21 protein-coding genes and 1 tRNA gene are annotated in these 23,814 nt (G+C 40.0%); 15 read left to right on the top strand and 7 right to left on the bottom strand.

The features are described from left to right. Positions 1-140: 140 nt before the first annotated feature. On the top strand, positions 141-4,082 hold the full coding sequence (locus ACQQ5U_RS13195) for a BspA family leucine-rich repeat surface protein (RefSeq protein ID WP_437398188.1): 3,942 nt from the start codon (positions 141-143) through the stop codon (positions 4,080-4,082). Continuing rightward, positions 4,079-4,786 (top strand): hypothetical protein, encoded by a 708-nt coding sequence (locus ACQQ5U_RS13190; RefSeq protein WP_437398187.1) that lies wholly within the window; start codon positions 4,079-4,081, stop codon positions 4,784-4,786. Before ACQQ5U_RS13195 ends, ACQQ5U_RS13190 begins: the two co-directional genes overlap by 4 nt. A gap of 55 nt (positions 4,787-4,841) precedes the next feature. Here ACQQ5U_RS13190 and ACQQ5U_RS13185 read toward each other — a convergent pair whose 3' ends face one another. After that, positions 4,842-5,525 (bottom strand): metal-dependent hydrolase, encoded by a 684-nt coding sequence (locus ACQQ5U_RS13185; protein ID WP_437398185.1) that lies wholly within the window; start codon positions 5,523-5,525, stop codon positions 4,842-4,844. A gap of 178 nt (positions 5,526-5,703) precedes the next feature. Here ACQQ5U_RS13185 and ACQQ5U_RS13180 point away from each other — a divergent pair, with 178 nt between their 5' ends. Beyond that, the gene (locus tag ACQQ5U_RS13180; RefSeq protein ID WP_437398183.1) at positions 5,704-6,117 is read left to right on the top strand and encodes a 6-carboxytetrahydropterin synthase; all 414 of its coding nucleotides are present in this window, start codon (positions 5,704-5,706) and stop codon (positions 6,115-6,117) included. 26 nt (positions 6,118-6,143) lie between these two features. Further along, positions 6,144-6,218, top strand: a tRNA-Val gene (locus ACQQ5U_RS13175). Positions 6,219-6,224: 6 nt separating this feature from the next. Here the strand turns inward: ACQQ5U_RS13175 and ACQQ5U_RS13170 are convergent. Beyond that, positions 6,225-6,386 (bottom strand): hypothetical protein, encoded by a 162-nt coding sequence (locus tag ACQQ5U_RS13170; RefSeq protein WP_437398182.1) that lies wholly within the window; start codon positions 6,384-6,386, stop codon positions 6,225-6,227. Positions 6,387-6,551: 165 nt separating this feature from the next. Between ACQQ5U_RS13170 and ACQQ5U_RS13165 the strand changes: the two genes are divergently transcribed. Further along, positions 6,552-6,758: a helix-turn-helix transcriptional regulator gene (locus ACQQ5U_RS13165; RefSeq protein WP_437398180.1), complete on the top strand. Its 207-nt coding sequence runs from the start codon at positions 6,552-6,554 to the stop codon at positions 6,756-6,758. A gap of 20 nt (positions 6,759-6,778) precedes the next feature. On the opposite strand, the gene ACQQ5U_RS13160 is transcribed toward ACQQ5U_RS13165, so the two are convergent. Both ACQQ5U_RS13160 and gldJ read right to left on the bottom strand, forming a co-directional pair. Next, complete coding sequence (locus ACQQ5U_RS13160; RefSeq protein ID WP_437398178.1) at positions 6,779-8,053, bottom strand: UDP-N-acetylmuramoyl-tripeptide--D-alanyl-D-alanine ligase; 1,275 nt, start codon at positions 8,051-8,053, stop codon at positions 6,779-6,781. Between the two features lie 63 nt (positions 8,054-8,116). Next, positions 8,117-9,766, bottom strand: coding sequence for a gliding motility lipoprotein GldJ (gene gldJ, locus ACQQ5U_RS13155; protein WP_437398176.1), 1,650 nt, complete (start codon positions 9,764-9,766; stop codon positions 8,117-8,119). A 385-nt stretch (positions 9,767-10,151) separates the two neighbouring features. Between gldJ and porV the strand changes: the two genes are divergently transcribed. The 9 genes from porV to ACQQ5U_RS13110 all read left to right on the top strand — a co-directional run bounded on the left by porV (position 10,152) and on the right by ACQQ5U_RS13110 (position 19,617). Next, on the top strand, positions 10,152-11,297 hold the full coding sequence (porV, locus tag ACQQ5U_RS13150) for a type IX secretion system outer membrane channel protein PorV (protein WP_437398174.1): 1,146 nt from the start codon (positions 10,152-10,154) through the stop codon (positions 11,295-11,297). 77 nt (positions 11,298-11,374) lie between these two features. Continuing rightward, the gene (cdd, locus tag ACQQ5U_RS13145; RefSeq protein ID WP_437398172.1) at positions 11,375-11,866 is read left to right on the top strand and encodes a cytidine deaminase; all 492 of its coding nucleotides are present in this window, start codon (positions 11,375-11,377) and stop codon (positions 11,864-11,866) included. Between the two features lie 82 nt (positions 11,867-11,948). Next, positions 11,949-12,947 carry a pyruvate dehydrogenase (acetyl-transferring) E1 component subunit alpha gene (gene pdhA / locus ACQQ5U_RS13140; RefSeq protein WP_437398171.1) on the top strand — a complete coding sequence of 333 codons (999 nt, stop codon included), beginning with the start codon at positions 11,949-11,951 and terminating at the stop codon, positions 12,945-12,947. Positions 12,948-12,951: 4 nt separating this feature from the next. Then, positions 12,952-14,586 (top strand): 2-oxo acid dehydrogenase subunit E2, encoded by a 1,635-nt coding sequence (locus tag ACQQ5U_RS13135; protein ID WP_437398169.1) that lies wholly within the window; start codon positions 12,952-12,954, stop codon positions 14,584-14,586. Between the two features lie 109 nt (positions 14,587-14,695). Continuing rightward, positions 14,696-15,676 carry a M28 family metallopeptidase gene (locus ACQQ5U_RS13130; protein ID WP_437398167.1) on the top strand — a complete coding sequence of 327 codons (981 nt, stop codon included), beginning with the start codon at positions 14,696-14,698 and terminating at the stop codon, positions 15,674-15,676. Between the two features lie 41 nt (positions 15,677-15,717). Further along, positions 15,718-16,395: an SDR family NAD(P)-dependent oxidoreductase gene (locus tag ACQQ5U_RS13125; protein WP_437398165.1), complete on the top strand. Its 678-nt coding sequence runs from the start codon at positions 15,718-15,720 to the stop codon at positions 16,393-16,395. Between the two features lie 46 nt (positions 16,396-16,441). Next, a complete protein-coding gene (locus ACQQ5U_RS13120; RefSeq protein ID WP_437398163.1) occupies positions 16,442-17,053 on the top strand; it encodes a SprT-like domain-containing protein in 612 nt (203 codons plus the stop codon). A 26-nt stretch (positions 17,054-17,079) separates the two neighbouring features. Next, on the top strand, positions 17,080-18,159 hold the full coding sequence (locus ACQQ5U_RS13115; RefSeq protein ID WP_437398162.1) for a mannose-1-phosphate guanylyltransferase: 1,080 nt from the start codon (positions 17,080-17,082) through the stop codon (positions 18,157-18,159). Positions 18,160-18,162: 3 nt separating this feature from the next. After that, positions 18,163-19,617, top strand: a complete 1,455-nt coding sequence (locus ACQQ5U_RS13110; RefSeq protein ID WP_437398161.1) for a DUF389 domain-containing protein — start codon at positions 18,163-18,165, stop codon at positions 19,615-19,617. Between the two features lie 31 nt (positions 19,618-19,648). Here the strand turns inward: ACQQ5U_RS13110 and ACQQ5U_RS13105 are convergent, their stop codons facing one another. Together ACQQ5U_RS13105 and ACQQ5U_RS13100 are read right to left on the bottom strand one after the other, a co-directional pair. Beyond that, positions 19,649-20,416: an ABC transporter ATP-binding protein gene (locus ACQQ5U_RS13105; RefSeq protein ID WP_119606741.1), complete on the bottom strand. Its 768-nt coding sequence runs from the start codon at positions 20,414-20,416 to the stop codon at positions 19,649-19,651. Further along, positions 20,416-21,153, bottom strand: a complete 738-nt coding sequence (locus ACQQ5U_RS13100; protein WP_437398159.1) for an MlaE family ABC transporter permease — start codon at positions 21,151-21,153, stop codon at positions 20,416-20,418. The genes ACQQ5U_RS13105 and ACQQ5U_RS13100 overlap by 1 nt, the downstream gene beginning before the upstream one ends. Positions 21,154-21,269: 116 nt before the next feature. Between ACQQ5U_RS13100 and pafA the strand changes: the two genes are divergently transcribed. Next, entirely contained in the window at positions 21,270-22,946 is a 1,677-nt protein-coding gene (gene pafA / locus ACQQ5U_RS13095; protein WP_437398157.1) for an alkaline phosphatase PafA, read from the top strand. Here the strand turns inward: pafA and ACQQ5U_RS13090 are convergent, their stop codons facing one another. Further along, positions 22,947-23,789 (bottom strand): glycosyltransferase, encoded by an 843-nt coding sequence (locus ACQQ5U_RS13090; protein ID WP_437398156.1) that lies wholly within the window; start codon positions 23,787-23,789, stop codon positions 22,947-22,949. Between the last annotated feature and the right edge of the window lie 25 nt (positions 23,790-23,814).

Genomic DNA, 23,814 nt, shown 5'->3' with positions numbered 1-23,814 from the left:
CAGGAAAAAATTGAGAGTGATGGTGGATTGCCAAAAGTATTTTTTCTCAAAGCATCATAATAGGAAAAATATTACTTTTTGTCGAAATATTTTTTTCGATTCCCAATAATAAATGTATGTTGCTAGAACTAAACTAGCACATGAAAAAAATACTAACCTCTATCCTTTTGGGTTTGGTACATTTCTTGGTATCTGCCCAAACGGAATTCATCACGACTTGGAAAACTGACAATCCCGGAGTATCAGCGGACAACCAAATTACAATACCAACTTTTACGGGAGAAACTTATAATTATACTGTTGATTGGGGTGATGGAAATTCAGACACCAATGTTACCGGAAGTATTACACATACCTTTAATGTCCCGGGCATATATCAGGTTTCGATTGAAGGGACATTTCCCAGAATTTATTTCAACGAAACAGGAGATAAGGATAAAATCCTGAACATTAAACAATGGGGGGGTATTCAATGGACTTCTATGGATTCAGCATTTGCTGGATGCACCAATATATCAGTCGGGGCTAATGATGTACCCAACCTATCCAGTGTCACGAGTTTGAGGAGAATGTTCTTCTATTGTACTTATTCATTTAATTATACGAATCGTGAGTACCCTAATTTTAATGGCATAGAAAATTTTAATGATTGGGACGTAAGCACAATTACCGATATGTCCAATATGTTTGATAAATCATCATTCTATCAGGATATATCTGCATGGGATGTAAGCAACGTTATTGATATGTCCTATATGTTTTTTAGTAGCCCCTTTAATCAGGATATAAGCAATTGGGATGTCAGCAGCGTACAAAACATGAGCGGAATCTTTGGTGCTAGTTCATTTCGAGGGGATGTAACGGGATGGGATGTTGGGAATGTTACAAATATGGATTACATGTTCAACAGTACCTTTTTTGATCAGGATATATCTTCTTGGGATGTGAGCAATGTTACTACTATGCGTTACATGTTTAGCCAATGCAGTTTCAACCAGGATATTAGCGATTGGAATGTGAGTAATGTTGTAGATATGTCAAATATATTTGACGACAATGATCTCTCTCGGGAAAATTATGATAAGATCCTGATTGCTTGGAGCCAGTTACCTTCATTACAAAATGGAACCATATTAGGGGCAAAGGACGTACAATATTGTTTGGGAAAGGAGGCACGAGAGTTCCTTATTTCCAATTATAATTGGGTCATCATCGATCAAGGAGAAAACTGTGAGGAGGAACGCCCCTTTATTACCACATGGAAAACTGACAACCCTGGATTTTCCGAGGACAATCAAATTACCATACCTACAAATTCGAGAGAGGTGTATAACTATAACGTGGACTGGGGAGATGGCACGAGCGATACCGGGGTAACTGAAGACATTACCCATACATACGCTGTTCCAGGCACATACCAAGTATCAATAACGGGTAGGTTTCCGCATATATTTTTTAATAATAGCAATGCAGATTACCCTTATCAATACCCTAGAAATACTTCCGATACGGATAAGATCATTTCCATAGATCAATGGGGCACCAATCGGTGGATATCCATGGCCTTTGCTTTTGCTGGATGTACCAATTTGGATGTTCTGGCTACAGATTCACCTGATTTTTCGAAGGATGTACGCTTAAACCATATGTTTTATGGTTGCTCATCCCTAAAAGGGAATAAAAGTATGGCAGACTGGGATTTAAGCTATATAACCTTTTTAGGGAATAACATGTTCGATAATGCTCCACAATTTAATCAGCCCATTGGGGATTGGGATGTCAGCAACATTCGTTATCTGAACGAGATGTTCCAAAATGCCACTTCGTTCAATCAAAATTTAGAAAAATGGGATATAGGCAAAGCAGAAAGGTTGAATGCCATGTTCGATGGTTCCGGAATATCAGTATCAAATTATGACAAGATTCTAAATGCTTGGAGTAAGCTGCCTTCCCTGCAAGAAAATATTGAGTTCGGCGCAAAAGATACCCACTATTGCAATAGTGAAGCGGCCAGACAATTACTTATCGATACTTACAATTGGGAAATAACAGACGCAGGAAAAGACTGTTCGAGCACCTATTTCATAACAACTTGGAAAACAGACAACCCTGGAATTTCAGCGGATAATCAAATTACGATTCCGACATTTTCAGGTGAGACCTATAACTACACTGTAGATTGGGGCGATGGAAATTCAGATACAAATGTTACTGGCGATATTACACATACCTATGCAACTGCAGGTACTTATCAAGTTTCTATTAGCGGCGGTTTTCCAAGGATTTATTTTGATGATTTATCCTTCGATGAAACAACCAATGATAGTGATAAATTAATGGAAGTGAATCAATGGGGCTCTATCGAATGGACATCAATGGAATCTGCATTTCATGGTTGTGCTAATTTGGATGTTACAGCTTTGGATCTTCCAGATTTTAGTCGGGTCACTAGTCTAGTGTATATGTTTAGGGGATGTAGGTCACTCATAGGAAACGAATCGATGAATTCTTGGGACGTATCCAATATCACCAATCTAGCAGCTGCATTCAACACAACGGATTTATTCAATCAAGACATTTCGAATTGGGATGTTTCCAATGTCACCAGTTTAAATGGAACCTTTGCGGAAGCCAAGGCTTTTAGTCAAAACTTAAATGACTGGGATGTCAGCAGCGTAACCAACCTTGGAGTTGTTTTTGGATATGCATCTTCCTTTGATCAACCCTTGAACAATTGGGATGTTTCGAAAGTATCGGATTTTCATTCGGCATTTGCTGGGACACCTTTTAATCAACCTTTGAACAATTGGGATACCTCAAGTGCAAGCACAATGGGTGGAATGTTTTCGGATGCCGTCAATTTTAATCAAGATATTGGAAATTGGAATGTGTCTTCAGTGGAATATTTTGGAGCGATGTTTCAAAATGCCAGTTCTTTTAATAAAGATATTTCAAATTGGGATACCTCAAGTGTAATCGAAATGAGTGGAATGTTTGATGGTGCAACTTCTTTTGACCAAAACTTAGGAGAGTGGGAAATAAGTAATGTGACCAATATGGATTACCTTTTTTTAAATGCAGGATTATCCTTGGATAATTATGACAAAACATTGATTGGTTGGAATAGCTTGCCCTTAAAACAAAGCAATGTTGTTTTGAACGCTGGCTCAAGTCAATATTGTGATTCTGAAGAAGCACGACAGAGCTTAATTGATGGTTTTGGGTGGACCATTGTTGATGGAGGTAAAGCGCCATTGTGCAACGAGGACAATGATGCCGATGGAGTTTTAGATCATTTGGACCTTTGTTTGGATACCCGGCCAGATGCTGTTGTGGATGATTATGGCTGTGAAATCATTCCCGTAGATGCCATCCAGGTGTATGTATTGACTCCAAGTTGTATTGGTAGTTCGGATGGAGCTGTAACTATTTTAATGAGTACAACTGGACATTTGATGGATATTTCCATTATAGGGGATTCCTACACCAATCAATTTGATGATGTAGCCTCTGGGCAGGAATTTGAAATAGGAAATCTTTCCGAAGGTATCTATACCATCACAGTTTCAATACCAGAAATCCTTTTTGAACAAACCTATGGAGTTATTGTAAACGAATTGGCATCCGTAACAGGTAAAAGAGCATCTACGGATTCCAAAATGGGTACTGTTGTTTATGAAGTGGCAGGAAGTAAAAATTACAATGTTCAGGTGAATGATGAGATACGAAATTACACTTTTGAAAACATCGGTCAGCAGACCATTGTCCTGAACAACTTACATGGGCAGACTGAAATCGCGATTTCTGGAGAAAGTGACTGTCAAGGTATTGTATCCGATAGCTTTTTTATTGGGGATACGATTCAGGTTTACCCAACAATAACCTCGGCAAGTGTAAACATTTTATCCACTGATACCACATTTAATGTTCAAGTTTTTGGTATTGATGGAAGACTGGTCAAGGAGTTTCAGTATAATGATAACGATAAAATAATGGATGTTTCTACTCTAAAATCTGGTATCTACTTGCTGCAAATGGAAATTAACGGACGTATGGAAACTGTAAAGATTGTAAAACGATGAAAAAGGTAAGATTAATCTCCCGAACTCTATTTGTTGTAATAATACCCCTGTTTCTATCATGTGGAGGTGGAGGAGGGGGTGAACAACCACTACCAGAACCCGAACCAAGCAATGATTTGCCCGCTCGAGTTTTGGGTGCGTTACCAGCCAATGGAGAACCCTGTTCCGATTATGAGGAAGTGCCTTCGGATGAATCCAAAGTTTTAATTGCCTTTAACTGGAATGCTGCCCAATACGCAGATAGTTATGAGTTGGTGGTGCTGGAAAATAATTCGGAAGTGTTTAGGGACACCTATTCCAATTTAGAAACCCAAGTGGAGTTACAACGAGGCAAAACATATACTTGGTCCGTAAATTCTATCAATGAGTTTGGGGAAACATCGGGAAATACGTATTCCTTTACTACCCCGGGTACGCCTGTTGGGAATTATGCTCCTTATGCTGCTGAAATCTCAATTGAATTTAATACTGGAACAATGGAAATGTCCATAGGTTGGATTGGTAACGATGAGGATAATGATGTGCTCACCTATGATGTGAAAGTATGGGAAAACGAAAACCTTCTTATGGAAGAAGCGAATTACGCTTTAGATTTATTGGAACCGGTTTTGTTTTTAAATGGTGAGAATTATTCGGTGGAGGTAGTATCTAAGGACACTTCAGGTAATTTCTCCATTTCAACAATGAGCGTAGAGGCTCCATGAGATAATTAATCAAGTTAAATAAAAAAGCCTTCAAGAAATCGAAGGCTTTTTTGTTTTATACCGTTATTGACTCTCCAATATCCGGTAACATTAATTTCTTTCCTTTATTTTCAAAGTGCTCTACAGCTTTTGTTTTGTCAATCTTAATAGGCGGAAATGTGTCGTAATGACACCCAATTACTTGGTCGCATTCCACATAGTCGCTTGCAATAGCGGCATCTTCATACCCCATAGTAAAATTGTCGCCAATGGGCAAAACGGCAATATCCAATTTTGGACATGTTTTGGGAATCAGCTCCATATCCTTGGTCAATGCGGTGTCCCCGGCAATATAGATGCATTTTGATTCATCGTACAGCACAAATCCACCTGGGTTTCCACCGTTGCTGCCATCGGGCAACATACTGGAGTGAACCGCATTTACATATTTTGCTGTCCCAAAGTCAAATGTGTACTTTCCTCCGTGGTTCATAGGGTGTCCTTGAACACCTTTCTCCGCAAACCATGTAACAATTTCAAAGTTGGAGACCAACAAGGCATCAGGATTGTTCTTTGCAATGGCCTCAACATCGAGTACATGATCTTGATGTCCGTGAGTCGCAAAAATATAATCCACCTTAAGGTTGTCAATATCAATTTCCGATGCCATTTCATTGCCGGTGATAAACGGGTCAAAAAGTATCTTTTTTCCATTCATCTCAAGGAGCAAAGTGGCATGGCCCAAATAGGTAATTTTCATAGTATATATTTTTTATTTGCTGTTAGATAAATTTTACGGTTGAAAGCTTATCTGCCTGTTGCATAAAGTTAGGAAGAACGCTTGTGAATTTCAATTCAAAACAGGGGATTTAAGTCGTTGCACATAAATTTTTGAATCCATGAATATTGAATGAGGAAAAAGAGATTAACTTTGCAGCATGATTGCTACAATTTGCAGAAAAGCCCATTTTAATGCCGCCCATAGGCTCCATAATCCCAAGTGGAGCAAGGAGAAGAACATCGAAGTGTTCGGTAAGTGCAACAGTCCAAGTTTTCATGGTCATAATTTTGATTTGGAAGTAAGGATCAAGGGTGAGGTTGACCCGGATACCGGTTTTGTGATGGACCTTGCGGAATTGGGAACTTTGGTCAGGGATGAGGTGGAAGAACGTTTTGATCACAAGAACTTGAACGAAGATTGCCCGGAGTTCAAGGATTTGCTTCCAACAACGGAGTATTTTGTAAAAGTGATCTACGATATCCTAAAGCCCAAGCTACAAAAGGGTCAGTTACTGCATATTACCTTGCACGAAACATCAAAGAACTCCGCAGAGTATGGAGATTGGGATTAATTTCCGATATTGCAGCCCATTTTAACGGGATATTAGCTCAGTTGGTTTAGAGCGCTGCCTTGACAGGGCAGAGGTCACTGGTTCGAATCCAGTATATCCCACTTTTTCTACTCGTATTTAGATATCCTTTTTCTTAGTTTTTGGTTACTGCGCTCCAAACGTTCGTTTTGGTGCCGCAAACTGCCCAATGCCTTTTGCATGGCCTGTAGGCTCTCTTGCTGAAGTGCAATGATCTTTTCCAGGTCGGATTTGGTGTGTTGTTTGCTCATAATTTTGTTCTTATCTTCTAATAAAAACTTTAAAAGTTTATTTATCTCCTTTTAAAGCATTTCAAAATTATATAAAGATTTTTAAATCTCCTAATAAGACATATTTTAATGCTTATAGCATTTACTTTTCTTAATTATTTTTATAACTGAATCATAGCATTTACTATGGATAAACCAGTCTATAATAGAGTTAAGGCAGTTTTAGCTGAAAAGGGAAAAACCAATAAATGGTTGGCCGAAGAATTGGATATGAATACCAATACTATTTCAAAATGGTGTAGGAATGATATGCAGCCGCGGGTTGAAACCCTGTTTCAGATTGCCAAAGTTTTGGATGTAGACGTGAGAGAACTCCTTGTCTCTACCAAATAACGTTCAAATAAACGATGGATTTATAATAATTCCAACACTCGTTCCAAGGCCATTCCACGGGAGCCTTTGATCAGTAATGCTCCTTTTTTCAAAGGATTCTTCAGGAGATGATCTTTCAGATCATCAAACGATTTACATTGTGTTGATGAGGTTTTGGTTTTAAAGAAATTTTCACCTACCAAGTAGATGTCGTCAAATTGGAGTTTTTCTGCAAAATCCGCAATTGCTTGATGTTCCTTGTTCGCGGTGTTCCCAAGTTCGAACATATCGCCTATAATTATGGTTTTCCTATCAGCTTTCATTAAGCTAAAGTTCTCCAGGGCAGCTTTCATACTTGTGGGGTTGGCATTATAGGCATCCAGTACAATCTCAAAACCATTTTTGGAAAGTATCTGTGATCTATTGTTTTGGGGGCGATAGTTTTCAATGGCCGATTTAACGTCTTCTATTGGCACATTAAAATATTTTCCCATCAAAATGGCGGCACAACAATTTGGAAAGTTGTACTTGCCCACAAGTTGGGTGTGTATGTGTACTCCTTCAACTTCCAAGTTAACGTAGGGGTCGGCCCCAAGAAACTTGATATTGTAGAATTGATGATTACTAGTGCTAAACCCTATTTTTTTGGTATAACTCGCTAATTTCTCTTTTTGAATAGGATCATCAGCGTTAAAAAAAACATGTTTGTCGTGTGTGGTGAGGTAGTAGTACAATTCACTTTTCCCTTGAATAACACCTTCCACACTTCCAAAACCCTCTAAGTGGGCTTTCCCAAAATTGGTGATGTATCCGAAGTCGGGTTGGGCAATCTTGCACAAAAACTCAATTTCGCCTATGTGGTTGGCACCCATTTCTACAATGGCCATTTCCGTATCTGGTTGTATGGACAACAAGGTCAATGGAACACCAATATGGTTGTTTAGATTGCCTTGTGTTGCTATGGTCTTGTATTTTCTTGAAATTACGGCATTGATGAGTTCCTTGGTCGTGGTTTTTCCATTGCTGCCCGTTAATGATATAATTTTTGCCTTGCAATGGTTCCTGTGGTAAGTGGCCAACCGTTGTAGGGTTTCTAAAACATTATCACAAAGTATGAGGTTGTCAGAGGTCTTGAAACTCTCCTCGTCTATTATTGCATAAGCGGCTCCTTTATCCAAAGCGTTTTGTGCAAAGGCATTTCCATTAAAATTAGGGCCCTTTAGGGCAAAGAACAGACAGTTTTCGGTAATTTTCCGAGTGTCGGTACATATTGTAGGGTGCTCTATGAACAGAGCGTGTAACTCTTCCATTGTCATAAACCGAAGATAAAAAAAAGCCCCGACCTAGGTCGGGGCTTTTTAAAATACTCAATAAGTTTTTTATTTTGCTTTTTTGTGTCGTACGGTTTTCTTGGTTCTGGACTTAGATCCAACTCTGGACATGGCGCATCTAAAACCAATATCATCTGTTGCCATATATTGTGGCAAGTATCTACGTTGTGTAGGGTCTAACCAGTAAGCTCTGTCTCTCCAGGATCCACCTTTGTACACTCGAACTTCGTTGTTGATCAAAGATGTTCTGAAGTTGGACTCGTCATATTGGCGAACTAGCTCACCTTCTTCATTTCGTTCAACAGAGTGTTTAGGGGAATCGTACATTTTACGGTTGTCTTCCTCATCACTAAATCGACTAAAGAATCTTGAGGAACCTGGGTCACCATCTCTGAAACCTCGGTTGTCACTCTTATCAAAATTGGTTCTTAAGTAAGTCTCTTCTTCCGTTACCGGTACTTCTTTGATTTCTCCTGGAAGATTGATGGCCACAATTTTACCATTTGGCAATGTGTCATAAACAATTTTATCTGTCAAGATTTCAACTTTTCCATCTTCTCCGATGGCTTTTTTCATGAATACGTTTCCACGGTAGTAGTTGAAGTCACTGATTTCGTCATCTACGATAGGACGGTATACATCAGCCACCCATTCGTTTACGTTTCCGGCCATATCATATAGACCAAAATCGTTGGGTTTGTATGATTTAACCTCTCCAGTAATATCGGCACCATCGTCGGACCATCCTGCAATACCGCCGTAATCACCCTTACCTTGTTTAAAGTTGGCCAATTGGTCTCCTCGACCTACACGTTGACCGTTACGGGTATAGTCACCTTCCCAAGGATATTTTTTTCGACCTCTATAGTTATTGTACTCTCTTGTTCCAACAAGTGCTTGTGCTGCATATTCCCATTCGGTTTCAGTTGGCAACCTATAAGCAGGCATAATAATACCGCTACTTCTTTTGGCAAATGCATTAATGGAATCTCGTTTTTGTTTGCCTTGTAGGGAATCAATTTCGCCGCCATAAACGGATTCTGGGTTGTTCAAATAAGCTTCTGTGCTAAAAGTACCTTCCAATTCGCCGTTCAATACTTTGTATTTGGTGTCTTCTGCCAAATACCCTTCTCTTTCCAACATAACTTCGTTCACCCTGTCTGTTCTCCATTCAGCATATTGGGTGGCTTGCACCCAGTTAACACCTACAACAGGATACTCCGCATAAGCAGGGTGTCTTAGGTAATTGTTGGTCATTGTTTCGTTAAAGCCCAATCGGTTTCTCCAAACCAAGGTATCCGGTAGGGCACCTTTATAAATATTGGCGTAATTGGGGTTGTCCGGAGGATAAACTTCCTTAAGGTAATCCAAGTACTCTAAGTACATTACATTGGTTACCTCGGTTTCATCCATATAGAAGGACTGTACATGTTGTTGGGTCGGTGTATTGTTCCAATCATGCATTATATCATCCTGGACTTTTCCTTTGGTAAAAGTTCCACCTTCCACAAATACAGTTCCCGGAGGGGTTTCTTGCTCTTTGAAGTCTGAGTTATATTGAAATCCCCCTTCTTTGGCATTAATTTTCCAACCAGTGGCTCTGGAGACATTCTTGGATGAGGAAGAGTTTTTACAACTGGTAAAACTTCCCATCACAACGACGCAAGAAAGTACAACTTTGAATAAGTGTTTTTTCATAATTTGGGCTTGAGTACTTTGAAACTCAGGGCTGTATACCCTCAGTAACTTCAACTTGTTTTGATTTTTAAAATCCTTCAATGGCATTAAAACGGTGTTTTTACCATTATATTTTGTGCTCATTAAATATTTCTGGCAATGTGTTGATTGGCACATGCTACACTTCTGTAACGGAGAAGGGGCCAAATTAGTATGGAGACCTTCGTTTTTAACGATAAAAGGGTTGTCCATGGTTAATGTTGAAATTGGAATTTTTATTCGGGTTTGCCGTATGTTTTAAAAAACACACTTATAATTACACGAATTTGTGGAAAAGAACGTTAACATGTAATATATCCAAAAGCATATTTTGGACTATGAACTTTACTAAACGTAAATACTTATAATGAAAAAGTTACTCGTATTGGTAGTGTTGCTTGCCTTTGCCCCACTGGTGAGTGCGCAGCAAGAAAGGGCAATTACAACAGCCGTACCATTTTTGACCATAGCCGCCGATGCAAGGGCATCCGGTATGGGGGATATGGGTGTAGCAACCTCTTTTGATGCATATTCCCAACAATGGAATCCTGCCAAATATGCTTTTGCAACCCAGAAATCTGGTGTTGGCATCAGTTATACCCCTTACTTGGAAACTATTGTCAATGATGTTTCCTTATTGAATGCTAATTACTATAACAAACTTAATGATCGCAGTGCATTTGCCTTCGGACTTCGATATTTTGGTTTGGGGGAAATAGAACTGAGACAAACCATAGAACAACAGCCTACATTGGTAAAGCCAAGCGAGTTTGCCTTGGATGGTTCTTACTCCTTAAAATTAAGTCAATCATTCTCAATGGCCGTTGGTGGTAGGTTTATTAGTTCCAATCTAAGGTTTCAAGATGGTACCCAAGATTCACAGGCGGCAAATGCTTTTGCTGTAGATATTGCGGGATTTTATAGATCTCCGGAAATTGCTTATAGTAATTATGATGGTCGATGGAGGTTTGGTTTCAATATTTCCAATATTGGTGGTTCGCTTCAATACGATGAAGGAGGACAGGAAAACTTTTTACCAACAAACTTAAAGTTTGGAGGTGGTTTCGATTTTATTTTTGATCAAGATAACGTTTTGGCCATCAGTACAGAATTCAATAAACTTTTGGTACCGACCCCAAGAGATTTTAACGGGGACGGTGATATAACGGTTGAAGATAATGATGAATATCAAAATATTAGCTTCTTTAATGGAATTTTCGAATCTTTTGGTGACGCTCCTGATGGCTTTAGCGAAGAACTGAAAGAAGTAACCTGGGCACTTGGGGCCGAATATAGGTTTAGAGAGGCTTTTATGTTGCGAAGTGGCTATTTTAACGAGAGTGAAGAAAAAGGCTCTCGAAAATTCTTCACCCTAGGTGCGGGCTTCAAGTATAAATCAGCACAAATAGACCTTTCCTATCTTTTCTCGACCTCACAGGTTAGAAACCCGTTGGAAAACACATTGCGATTCTCACTTACCTTTAGTTTTGGTGAAGAGTTCTACAATGATTAAGAAAGTATAAATTAAATAGGAAACAACCTGTCCCTTGGGCAGGTTTTCTTATTTTTGAGATAGACCATTGAGTTTACATGGAAAAAAAGAAAATTGGTTTTGAACTGTTCATTTTTGAGAATGAATCAGAGTTGTCACAAAACGACCAAAAATTGTTACAGGATGCGGTGGCGGCCAGAGAAAATGCGTATGCACCTTATTCAAAGTTTAAGGTGGGTGCGGCAGTCCTGTTGGAAAATGGAGAGGTGGTTATCGGCAACAATCAGGAAAATGCATCTTATCCTTCAGGTCTGTGTGCTGAGCGTGTTGCGGTTTTCCATGCAGGAGCTAAATACCCTGGTGTTACTATAAAATCCATCGCTATCAGTGCCTCGTCTTCCGGCCACGAAGTGGAAGAGCCAGCAGCCCCGTGTGGTAATTGTAGACAAGCTATTGTGGAGTATGAGCAAAAGCAGAATTCGCCAATATCATTGTTGCTTGGGTCCGAGAAAGGACCAGTTTATAAATGTAGTTCCGTAGCGGACATTTTACCTTTGGCATTTAATAGTTCATTTTTGGGCGATTCTTAATTCAAATCTTTTTCCAAAACAGATATATATGTATTTTTGCTTTTCCCTACCACAGGAGGGAATTCATTTAATACAACTGTAGATGAAAAAAATCACCAAAGAAGTTTACCTTAAATGGTATGAGGACATGTTTTTCTGGAGGAAATTCGAGGATAAACTTGCCGCAGTATATATTCAGCAAAAAGTTAGAGGCTTTCTACACCTATATAATGGTCAGGAAGCAGTTCTGGCAGGTGCGTTGCATGCAATGGACCTGGATAAAGATCGCATGATCACTGCTTATCGAAACCACGTTCAGCCCATCGGTATGGGTGTGGACCCAAAAAGAGTAATGGCGGAACTTTATGGAAAGGTAACCGGAACATCAAAAGGAAATGGCGGCTCCATGCATATTTTCTCAAAAGAACACCGTTTTTATGGTGGACATGGAATTGTGGGTGGACAAATTCCTTTAGGTGCTGGATTGGCCTTTGGCGATAAGTATTTTAAAAGGGATTCTGTTACCTTGTGTTATATGGGAGATGGTGCTGTCCGACAAGGTTCACTTCATGAGGCTTTTAACTTGGCTATGTTGTGGCAATTGCCCGTAGTTTTCATTTGTGAGAATAACGGTTACGCCATGGGAACTTCTGTAGCACGTACTTCATATTCCACAGATATTTGGAAATTGGGGCTTGGCTATGAAATGCCATGTGGTCCCGTGGATGGAATGGATCCTGCCATTGTTGCCAAAGAAATGGATAAGGCCATTGAGCGCGCAAGAACAGGTGGAGGACCTACTTTCTTAGAGATGAAGACATACCGATATCGTGGACACTCCATGTCGGATGCGCAACATTATAGAACAAAAGAAGAAGTTGAAGAGTATAAAAAGATAGATCCGATTACTCAGGTGAAAGATGTAATCCTTGAGAAAGGATATGCATCCGAAGACGACCTAAAACAAATTGATAAAAGGGTGAAGGACTTGGTGAAAGAGTGTGAGAAATTTGCAGAAGAATCGAATTTCCCACCAAAAGAACAATTGTACGACACCGTTTACGAGCAAGAAGACTATCCATTTTTACAACATAAATTATAATTAGATGGCAGAAGTAATCAACATGCCTAGATTGAGCGATACCATGGAAGAAGGAACCGTGGCAAAATGGCTCAAAAACGTAGGGGACAAAGTCGAAGAAGGAGATATTTTGGCTGAAATCGAAACGGACAAAGCCACCATGGAATTTGAATCTTTTCATGAAGGGACTTTGCTTCATATCGGAATAGAGGAAGGTGATGGTGCCCCGGTTGATTCACTTTTGGCCATAATCGGTGAAGAAGGAGAGGATATTTCCGGTCTATTGAATGAGTCTGGAAGTTCTTCTGATTCAGTAAAAGAAGAAGATGCTGCGGAACCAGAAGCAAATGAAAGTTCAGCTCCGGCAAGTGCGCCGGCCGATATTCCAGAAGGAGTAGAGATTGTGACCATGCCGAGATTGAGCGATACTATGGAGGAAGGAACCGTGGCCAGCTGGTTAAAAAATGTTGGTGACACAGTTGAAGAAGGAGATATCTTGGCCGAGATAGAGACCGACAAGGCCACAATGGAATTCGAATCATTTTACTCCGGAACTTTGTTGCACATTGGTATTCAAGAAGGTGAAGGTGCTCCGGTAGATTCCCTATTGGCCATTATTGGTCCAGAAGGCACCGATGTTGATGCTGTGTTGCAGGCACAAACATCAGGAGGTTCTGCCACAAGTGCTCCAAAAGCCGAAGTAAATAAGGCCGAAGCTCCAAAAGCTGAGGAAACAACCACTAAGGAGGTAGCAGCAAGTTCTCAAAACGGACAACGCGTATTGGCTTCTCCTTTGGCTAAAAAGATAGCCAGTGAAAAAGGAATTAACTTGGCCGATGTGAAAGGAACCGGTGACAATGGAAGAATTGTCAAAAAAGATGTTGAAAATTATCAGCCATCCCAAGCAGTTCCAGTCGCTGAAAAATCGGTCGAAGCTGCTGCAGCGCCAGTTACACCTGTAAGTTTGCCCGTTGGAGAGGAAAGTATCGAGGAGGTTAAAAACTCCACCATGCGCAAGGTAATTGCCAAGCGTTTGGGTGAATCCAAATTTTCAGCACCTCACTACTATCTTACAATAGAAGTGGACATGGACAATGCAAAGGCGTCACGTTCACAGATAAATAATTTGCCAGATACCAAAGTGTCTTTCAACGACATGGTATTGAAAGCTTGTGCGATGGCACTTAAAAAGCATCCACAGGTAAATACTTCTTGGAATGGTGATTCTATGTTGTACAAACATCATATACACATGGGTGTTGCGGTAGCAGTGGACGAAGGTCTTGTGGTTCCGGTAATCAAATTCGCAGATCAGTTGAGTTTGACCCAATTGGGTACTGCAGTTAAAGATTTGGCCGGAAGGGCAAGAAACAAGAAAATCAAGCCGGACGAAATGGAAGGAAGCACCTTTACCGTATCCAATTTGGGGATGTTCGGTATTTTGGAATTCACTTCCATTATCAACCAACCGAATTCAGCAATTTTGTCGGTTGGAGCTATTGTTGAAAAACCAGTGGTGAAAAATGGGGAAATTATACCAGGAAGCACAATGAAAATTACATTGGCCTGTGATCACAGAACAGTAGATGGTGCTACAGGAGCACAGTTCCTTCAAACATTGAGGGCATACTTGGAAAATCCTGTGACCATGTTGGCATAGTTTTAATGTCACCTTGAGCGAAGTCGAAAGGGACATTCAATAACACAAATCAAAAGCATCCTTTTTAGGATGCTTTTTTTATCTTTAAAAAATTCAAAAAGCGAAAATTATGAAGACATTACTCTATGTCATGGTAACTCTGTTTGCAATGAACTGTGGTTCCATCCAGGTTGCCGAATCCAGCAAAATGGAGTCGCCTGCCCTACCAGTATCCGAAGAAACCTTCACTAATGGAGAACGAATAGGGGACATGATGAATTACTTGGCTTCCAATGACATGAAAGGAAGGGATTCGGGTAGTGAGGGAATTGAAATGGCCGCAAAGTATATCGAAAACTATTTCAAATCCTATAGACTTCAACCTTATTTTGAATCCTATCGAGATACGTTATCAAACTTCAAGAAACCTTCGTATAACATTGTCGGGGTTGTTGAGGGAAATGATCCTAATTTAAAAGAGGAGTATATTTTAATTGGAGCACATTACGACCATATCGGAACCATAGGGCCAGAGAATGGTGATTTTATTGCAAATGGGGCCAACGATAATGCTTCGGGAACTTCTACAGTTTTGGAGATGGCCCGTTATTTTGGAACGCAAAAAACCAATAAACGTACTTTGATTTTTGCTCTTTTTAGTGCCGAGGAAAAAGGTTTATTGGGATCTAAACATTTGGCTAAAAAATTAAAGGAGCAGGATTTGAACCTGTACACTATGCTAAATTTTGAAATGACGGGTGTTCCCTTAAAGGATAAAGACTATTTTATGTACATCACGGGATATGACATGTCCAATTTGGCAGAGGTGAGTAATAAATATGCTGAGGAGAATCTGGTGGGTTTTCTGCCAACCGCGAAAGAATTTAATCTTTACCAACGCTCGGACAACTATCCGTTCCATGAAGAATTTGCAGTGCCATCACACACATTTTGCACTTTTGATTTTACCAATTTTAATCATTATCATAAAGTAGGGGATGAACCTGAACTTATGGATTTTGAACATATGGCTACTTTGGTCAACAAGACTATTCCGGTAATAGAGGGTATTGCCAATGCACCAACACAAGAAATACAATTAAAAAAGTAATTTAAAACTGTCATCTCGAGCGCAGTCGAGGGATTTCACTTATGGCAAACATTATAATAACGGGAACAAGCAGAGGTATAGGTTTTGAACTGGTCAAACTTTTTGCCCAAGAAGGGCATCAAGTTCTAGCATTGTCACGTAATGTTGGGCCAGTTGATGATTTAGGACTATCCAATGTGCATGCATTTCCTTTTGATTTGGGAAATCCATCCGATTTTGAAAAGGTAAGCCGTTTTCTGGAACAATGGCATGTGGTGGATGTGCTGATCAATAATGCTGGGCGATTATTGAACAAGCCTTTTTCGGAAACCACGGCCCAGGAATTTGAAGCTGTTTACAAAGTGAATGTGTTCGGGGTAGCCGAAATGACCAAGACCGTGCTCCCAATGATGGGCAAAGAAGGGCATGTGGTAACCGTGAGTTCCATGGGTGGAGTACAGGGCAGTATGAAATTCCCAGGGCTTTCTGCATATAGCTCAAGTAAAGGAGCGGTAATCACCTTGACCGAACTATTGGCCGAGGAATACAAAGAAACGGGTCCAAGTTTTAATGTCCTGGCTTTGGGGGCTGTACAAACCGAAATGTTGGAAGAAGCATTCCCGGGATACAAAGCTCCGGTAACTGCATTGGAGATGGCCACATACATCAAAGATTTTGCCTTGACAGGACAAAAACTCTATAACGGTAAGCTGTTGCAAGTGAGCAATAGTACTCCCTAGAGCAATTTAGGAAGCATTGTATGGATAAACTTGTAACTTTATCCCAGTGAACAATACCCTTCAAAAATATCTTCCCGAGCTTGCAGTAGCTCCTTGTTTTGAGCTCATCAAAACCAATGGAGTACATTTAAAGATTGTGAGCCATAGGGTTACAAGGCATGGTGATTACCGAAGGTTGCCCAATGGGTTGCATCAGATTACCGTAAATGCCTCGTTGAACAAATATCGATTTCTGATTACACTCATTCACGAAATCGCGCATTTAGTAGCCTTTGAAACCTATGGTCGTCGAATAAAACCGCACGGATTGGAATGGAAGCGTACTTTTCAGCATTTAATGGTGCCATTTATTCGACCCGAGGTGTTTCCATCACAGTTATTGCCAATAATTGCCAGTCATTTTAGAAACCCAAAGGCGAGCAGTAGTACGGATGCACGATTGTCCATCGCACTCAAGGCTTTTGACATTGAAGAGAGAGAGCATAGTTATGTGTACGAATTGCCACAGGGAAGTGTTTTTAAATTGTACAATGGTCGGTTGTTCAAGAAGGGAAATAAGAAAGTTAAACGGTACGAATGTGTGGAGTTATCAACGGGGAGATTATATTTGTTTCAGCCCAATGCCGAAGTTGAGCTGGTTCAAGATGTACATAGTTAACAGGCATAAAACTTAAAAGTAGCAACATGAACAAGAATTATTACGCAGTTTTAATGGCAGGTGGAGTAGGTTCGCGATTTTGGCCGGTTAGCACAACATCCAACCCAAAACAGTTTCACGATATGTTGGGAACGGGCAAAACTTTGATTCAAAAAACTTTTGATCGTTTAAACAAATTTATCCCCACCGAAAATATTTTAATTCTCACCAACGAGCGTTACAATGATTTGGTTTTAGAACAATTGCCTAAGGTAAAACAAGACCAGGTTGTGCTCGAACCCGCAATGCGAAACACTGCGCCATGTATTTTGTATGCTTCTTTAAAGATTCAAAAAATGAACCCTAATGCAGTGATGATCGTGGCGCCCAGTGATCACTGGATTGAAGATGAAGCTGCATTTGAAAAGGATGTCATAGCTTGTTTTGATAAATGTGAAAAGGAAAATGCGCTTTGTACTTTGGGAATCCAGCCTACGTTTCCCAACACTGGCTTTGGATACATTGAATTTGAAAAGGGAAGTGACGAAAAACTGAAAAAGGTGTCCCAGTTCAGGGAGAAACCGGATTATGAAACAGCAAAGGAATTTTTGGCACAAGGCAACTTTCTCTGGAACGCAGGTATATTTATGTGGAGTGTAGAAACCATTGTGGACGCTTTCAAAAAGTATCAGCCAAGTCAATATGAATTGTTTGGCAAAGGAATTTCCTCCTATAACACAGAAGAAGAGAGAGTTTTTATTCAAGAAAATTACGCCAAAGCGGAAAACATATCCATCGATTATGCTATCTTGGAACAGTCCAAATCCATTTATACACTGCCTGCGACCTTTGATTGGAACGATTTGGGGACTTGGGGTGCACTCTATGATAAATTAGATAAGGACGAAAAAGAAAATGCAGTGGTAAACGCCAAAGTGCTTTTGGAAGATGCCAAAGGCAATATGATCCGTTCCCCTAAAGACAAAGTTGTTGTGGTCGATGGTTTGGAAGATTATATTATTGTGGATAAAGAAGAAGTACTCTTGATCTATCCAAAGGCAAAACAGCAGGATATTAAAAAAGTATTGAACCAAGTAAAGGAAAAATTCGGCGATCAGTTTGCATAATACATGAGCGAAGACCAAAAAAATATGGAAACGTCTCCTGGCCAAGATAGTGGGGATGAAGTAAAAAAGGATTTTAAGGGGCTATTGGGAAGTATACGCAAGTTCCTTTCGGATTTATTGGAAATTCGTTCCAATACCGATGCTGTAGCTACCAAGGAATCCATTATAGCGGATATCCCTTTTAAGGGGCATACTTCGTGGATTTTGGTATGTTCCATTTTTATAGCATCCATTGGGTTAAATGCAAATTCAACCGCTGTAGTTATTGGAGCCATGTTAATTTCTCCTTTAATGGGTCCCATTTTGGGCATGGGTATGTCCTTGGCCATTAACGACATTGATACTTTGCGAAGGTCTCTTAAGAACTTTGCCGTGATGGTAGTTTTGAGTGTTATTACAGCATTTCTTTTCTTCTATCTATTTCCCCTTCGGGATGAATCTTCGGAATTACTCGCCCGGACCAAACCGGACATTCGAGATGTATTGATTGCATTTTTTGGTGGACTTGCCCTTGTTATCGCCAGGGCCAAAAAGGGTACTATTGCCAGTGTTATTTTTGGAGTAGCCATCGCAACAGCTTTAATGCCACCGCTTTGCACGGTAGGCTTTGGCTTGGCGATTGGAAAACCTTGGTATGCAGCTGGGGCTATGTATCTGTTTATTATCAACACTATTTTTATTGGTTTGGCAACCTTTTTGGTCATCAAATTCCTGAGGTTTCCCATGGTTCGTTATGCCAATTCACAACGTAGAAGACTTATTGCACGTTTGGCTTCCATTACAGGTATTTTGGTGATGATTCCAGCCGGATTTACCTTTTACAAGGTGTTTCAAGAATCACTTTTTATGAAACAGGCCCAAGGGTTTTTACAAGAAACTGTGGAAGTGTATCAGTTTGAAGGTTCGGGACGATATGTGGATAACCTTACCAAACTCGATTATGTAGATGATGGTGCTTCATTGATCGAAGTCGTGTTCATGGGTGATGAACTGGTTCCCGAGAACGTAATTAATACATGGAGGACACAGAAGAACCAATACACTAGATTGAAAAATGCAGAATTGCACATTATACAGGGTGGCAAGGACGATTCGGAAGAAAAGTTCAATTACGTTAGTGAGCTCTATGAAAAAAACAAGGCGGAATTGTTGAATAAGGATGAACAAATTCGACTGCTAGAAGAAGAATTATCCACTTTGACCAAAAATGCGGGCAAGCAGATTCCCTTCCAGAATATTAGTGCAGAGGCCAAGGCCAATTATGAGAATATTGATGCAATAGGTTTTTCATACCAAATTCGCACCGATTTTAAGAAAATGGACACCGTTCCAGTTTTTGAGATAGATTGGAAAGATGGGGTGAGTTCCAGTAAAAAAGCTGAAGACTCAAAAAAAATGTTGACTTGGTTAAAGCTTAGGCTTCAAGACTCCACTTTGGTGATTAAAGAAATAGATTGATTTTTTACATGTCTGATGTCTGATGTCTGAATCAATTCCGTTCCTCAATATACATTTGCCGCACTTTTTTAAATAGTTCAGAAGAGTAGACAAAATCGGTTACGGCTTTATTATCCGTTTTAAAAATTTCTTTGTTGGTTCCTTCCCACTCTTTAAACCCATTTTTAAGGAATATAATTTTTTCCCCGATTTCCATTACGGAGTTCATGTCGTGAGTGTTGATTACTGTTGTAATATCGTATTCCTGGGTAATCTCTTGTATCAGGTTGTCAATTAAAATAGCTGTTTTTGGGTCTAGTCCAGAGTTGGGTTCGTCACAGAACAAGTATTTGGGATTCATTACAATGGCTCTAGCAATGGCCACCCTTTTTTGCATTCCCCCAGAAATTTCTGCAGGATATCTTTTATGGGCATCGATCAGGTTAACCCGTTTTAAAACAAAATCTACACGATCTTGCTTTTCCGATTGTGACTGGTTGGTGAACATATCCAAAGGGAACATTACATTGCCCTCCACTGTCATGGAATCGAACAGTGCACTTCCTTGGAACACCATGCCCATTTCTTGACGTAGGTTTCTTCTTTCTTTGGTCGAAAGCTTGGAATAGTATTGGCCGTTATAACAAATTTGTCCTTCGTCGGGCTCAAAAAGGCCAAGCAGACATTTGATAAAAACCGTTTTACCCGAGCCACTTTGCCCAATAATCAGGTTCGTCTTTCCCTTTTCGAATACTGTGGAAATACCTTTTAGAACGTGATTGTCCCCAAACGATTTATGTATATTTTCTACTTCTATCATCAGCCTAGCAACAATTGGGTTAATACATAGTTCACAATGATAATCACCACACTTGTCCATACAAAAGATGTTGTACTGGCTTTTCCTACTTCCAAAGCACCACCTGTCATATAATATCCATGGTAAGAAGGGACCGTAGCGATTACGAAGGCGAACACAATCGATTTAATAAAGGCATAGGTTACATGGTACGAATCAAAATCCATTTGCAGTCCCTGTATAAAATCACCGCTTGGAGCAAAGCCCCCAAATACGGCTGCCACCCAACCTCCTAAAATACCGACAAACATGGAAATCGCAACGGCAAAAGGGTACAGCATGGTGGCCACAATTTTAGGAAATACAAGGTAGTTGAGTGAGTTGATACCCATAACTTCGAGAGCATCAATTTGTTCCGTTACTCGCATTGTTCCTATACTGGATGTGATGTATGACCCGACCTTACCTGCCATTATTATTGAGGTGAAGGTTGGAGCGAATTCCAAAATCACCGATTGTCTTGTGGCGAATCCAATTAAACTTTTAGGTAGAAGGGGATTGTTTAGGTTGAGCGCTGTTTGAATCGTAACTACACCCCCAATAAAAAAGGAGATAAAAATAATGATGCCCATCGCTCCAAAAATCAGCTCATCGATTTCCTTGAGAATCAAGGTTTTCATAATGCGCCACTTGGTAGGTTTTTTAAATACTTCCCAAATCATGATGAAGTATTTTCCAATCGCTTCTAGGTATTTCATGCGTTTTATGGACTTGAGGTGATAAAAATAAGAATATTGTTAAGCATTTAACCTTCATTTAAATTTTTAAACAGGAGAAATCAATAGTTTTGTTGTTATTTGATTAAAACCTTAGCATGAGAACAACGAATCTTATAGTTTCAATTTTAGCATTGTGCATGATCAGTATTTCATATGGTCAGCGTAGAAAAAAGAGTATAGAGGAGCCACAACAAGAGCTTATTTCCCAAACACCTAAACTTGTAGTTGGGATTGTGGTGGACCAAATGCGCTATGATTATTTGACCCGTTTTTGGGGCCAGTATGGCAATGGAGGTTTTAAAAGAATGGTAAATGAAGGGTTCAATGCCAAAAACAACCATTTTAACTATGCGCCCACCAGTACAGGGCCAGGCCATACCTCGGTTTATACAGGAACTACGCCATCTATGCACGGTATTATTGGCAATAATTGGTACGACAAGGCAACCGATAAAGAAGTGTATTGTGCAGGGGATGATAGCTACTCTTCTGTTGGGACCACTTCCGATGCAGGAAAAATGTCACCGCATAGAATGCTTACCACTACCATTACCGATCAGCTAAGATTGCACACCCAACAAAGAGGAAAGGTGATTGGTGTGGCATTAAAAGATAGGGGCGCCATATTACCTGCCGGACATTCGGCCAATGCAGCATATTGGTTCGAGGGAGGAGAAACTGGAAACTGGATCACGAGCTCCTACTATATGGATGAGTTGCCACAGTGGGTGGAGGATTTTAATACGTCCAATATTGTTGAAGCCTATAAAAAACCATGGAATACCTTAAAACCTATTGAAACCTATGTGGAAAGTGGTTTGGATGTCAATAACTATGAAGGGTTGCAAAAAGGGGAATCAACGAATGCCTTCCCGCATGATTTTCCAACAATATGGGGGCAAAATGGTCAATTTGATTTATTGCGCAGAAGCCCTTATGGTAATAGTATTACCGCGGATTTCGCTTTGGCGGCACTCGAAGGTGAAGAATTAGGTCAGGATGCCATAACCGATTTTTTAGCTATCAGTTTTTCCAGTACCGATTATGTGGGGCATTTTTATGGAGTCAATTCCAAGGAAGTAGAAGATACATACATAAGACTTGACCAGGATTTGGCCCGAATTTTTTCTGCTTTGGATGAAAAAGTAGGTGAAGGTGAATACACAGTTTTCTTAACTGCGGACCATGCAGCCATTAATGTGCCTTCCTACTTGAAAGATCAAAAAATACCTGCGGGTTATCTTGATATGAAAGGTATTGGTGAAAAGTTTGATGATTTTTTACAATATAAATATGGAACCACAGATGTGGTCAAAAACCTTTCGAATTATCAAGTGTTTTTAGATCATAAAATTTTGACCAATTTGGATATTGACATTGTAATAGCCCAAGAAGAAATAGCCCAAGAACTGTTATCGTACGAAGGTATTGGCCAAGTATATACAGGTCACCAAATGTGGGCCAATGACTATACCCAGGGCATTCCATACATTTTACAGAACGGATATAACCAAAAACGCTCGGGCGATGTGCTTATCGTACCCGATCCTGGATATATTTCATATAGCAGAACAGGTTCTACACACGGCTCTCCTCAAATTTATGATACCCATGTGCCTTTATTGCTATTTGGTAAAGGAGTTAAACAAGGTAGTACGGTAAACCGCACGGAGATACCGGATATTGCTCCTACCATTGCCACTTTGTTGGGTATTGCATTCCCGAATGGAACAACCGGACAACCAATTGGGGAGGTTTTGGAGTTTAAATGATTACAATTTCGACCAAATCCCTTTCCAGCGAAAACTTCGGATAAATTTTCCTTCTTTTTTGGAAACGTACTTTGGTTGTTGTTGGAAGAATGCTTTAAGGTAACCCAAAACTGCTTGAATGTATAAGCTAGGGCTTTTGGCCTGCCATGCCATTTTTAAGGCCGCAATTTTGGTAAGTACAATGCCATACCGCATTTTGTACATGGCCATTCCTTTGGCTTGATAGTTTTTGGAACTATACCCATGCCCCGTAGGGCGGAGGTGCTTTACGTGAAGTTCTGGGAGGGTCAAGGTGTCAAAATCGTGGTATTTGGACAAAAGGGTATCCATGGTGTCCCAGCCTACACCAGGACGCAATCCGCCTATTTTATTGAAACAAGCTCTATGGTACAACTTTATGGGACCTCGGATATGAGATTTGTCCGCGATGTTTTCATACACCCAATCTTCCCCTTTTTTAATGAACAGGAGTCCAGAGCACATGCCCAGTTTCCAATTGGCCTGAAATTGATTGACGATAAGTTCAAAATAATTTGGAGGTAACACAATGTCTGCATCAAACTTTCCGATGAGGTCGTATTCCGAAGTGTGTTTTAAACCAAAATTAAAGGTGTCCACTACTTTTTTTCCGGGAATATGCTCGTCAATTGATTTGCGCTGAAGCACTTTTATCCAGTCATGTTGCTTTGCAAAACTTTGGGCAATTTTAAAAGTACCGTCCGAAGAATTATCATCCACTACAATTACCTCATTGGGCAAATAGGTTTGAGACACAAATGAGTCCAAGCAGTCCTTTAAATAAGATGCCTCATTGTGTGCTGGGATGACGATACTTATACGCATGTGTTAAAAGTCTAAAAATTCGGGC

Origin of the sequence: Flagellimonas lutimaris (assembly GCF_051494225.1) — a bacterium.
Taxonomy (GTDB): Bacteria; Bacteroidota; Bacteroidia; order Flavobacteriales; family Flavobacteriaceae; genus Flagellimonas; species Flagellimonas lutimaris_A.
The sequence above is the reverse complement of the archived record's forward strand: the minus strand, read 5'-3'. Positions and strand labels throughout refer to the sequence as shown.

Coding starts and splice junctions, on each gene's coding strand:
- ACQQ5U_RS13170 (WP_437398182.1), bottom strand. CDS start 6,386: ATGAGCAAACAACACACCAAATCCGACCTGGAAAAGATCATTGCACTT.
- pafA (WP_437398157.1), top strand. CDS start 21,270: ATGAGAACAACGAATCTTATAGTTTCAATTTTAGCATTGTGCATGATC.
- ACQQ5U_RS13165 (WP_437398180.1), top strand. CDS start 6,552: ATGGATAAACCAGTCTATAATAGAGTTAAGGCAGTTTTAGCTGAAAAG.
- ACQQ5U_RS13130 (WP_437398167.1), top strand. CDS start 14,696: ATGAAGACATTACTCTATGTCATGGTAACTCTGTTTGCAATGAACTGT.
- cdd (WP_437398172.1), top strand. CDS start 11,375: ATGGAAAAAAAGAAAATTGGTTTTGAACTGTTCATTTTTGAGAATGAA.
- ACQQ5U_RS13135 (WP_437398169.1), top strand. CDS start 12,952: ATGGCAGAAGTAATCAACATGCCTAGATTGAGCGATACCATGGAAGAA.
- gldJ (WP_437398176.1), bottom strand. CDS start 9,766: ATGAAAAAACACTTATTCAAAGTTGTACTTTCTTGCGTCGTTGTGATG.
- porV (WP_437398174.1), top strand. CDS start 10,152: ATGAAAAAGTTACTCGTATTGGTAGTGTTGCTTGCCTTTGCCCCACTG.
- pdhA (WP_437398171.1), top strand. CDS start 11,949: ATGAAAAAAATCACCAAAGAAGTTTACCTTAAATGGTATGAGGACATG.
- ACQQ5U_RS13195 (WP_437398188.1), top strand. CDS start 141: ATGAAAAAAATACTAACCTCTATCCTTTTGGGTTTGGTACATTTCTTG.
- ACQQ5U_RS13105 (WP_119606741.1), bottom strand. CDS start 20,416: ATGATAGAAGTAGAAAATATACATAAATCGTTTGGGGACAATCACGTT.
- ACQQ5U_RS13125 (WP_437398165.1), top strand. CDS start 15,718: ATGGCAAACATTATAATAACGGGAACAAGCAGAGGTATAGGTTTTGAA.
- ACQQ5U_RS13100 (WP_437398159.1), bottom strand. CDS start 21,153: ATGAAATACCTAGAAGCGATTGGAAAATACTTCATCATGATTTGGGAA.
- ACQQ5U_RS13090 (WP_437398156.1), bottom strand. CDS start 23,789: ATGCGTATAAGTATCGTCATCCCAGCACACAATGAGGCATCTTATTTA.
- ACQQ5U_RS13110 (WP_437398161.1), top strand. CDS start 18,163: ATGAGCGAAGACCAAAAAAATATGGAAACGTCTCCTGGCCAAGATAGT.
- ACQQ5U_RS13180 (WP_437398183.1), top strand. CDS start 5,704: ATGATTGCTACAATTTGCAGAAAAGCCCATTTTAATGCCGCCCATAGG.
- ACQQ5U_RS13190 (WP_437398187.1), top strand. CDS start 4,079: ATGAAAAAGGTAAGATTAATCTCCCGAACTCTATTTGTTGTAATAATA.
- ACQQ5U_RS13185 (WP_437398185.1), bottom strand. CDS start 5,525: ATGAAAATTACCTATTTGGGCCATGCCACTTTGCTCCTTGAGATGAAT.
- ACQQ5U_RS13160 (WP_437398178.1), bottom strand. CDS start 8,053: ATGACAATGGAAGAGTTACACGCTCTGTTCATAGAGCACCCTACAATA.
- ACQQ5U_RS13115 (WP_437398162.1), top strand. CDS start 17,080: ATGAACAAGAATTATTACGCAGTTTTAATGGCAGGTGGAGTAGGTTCG.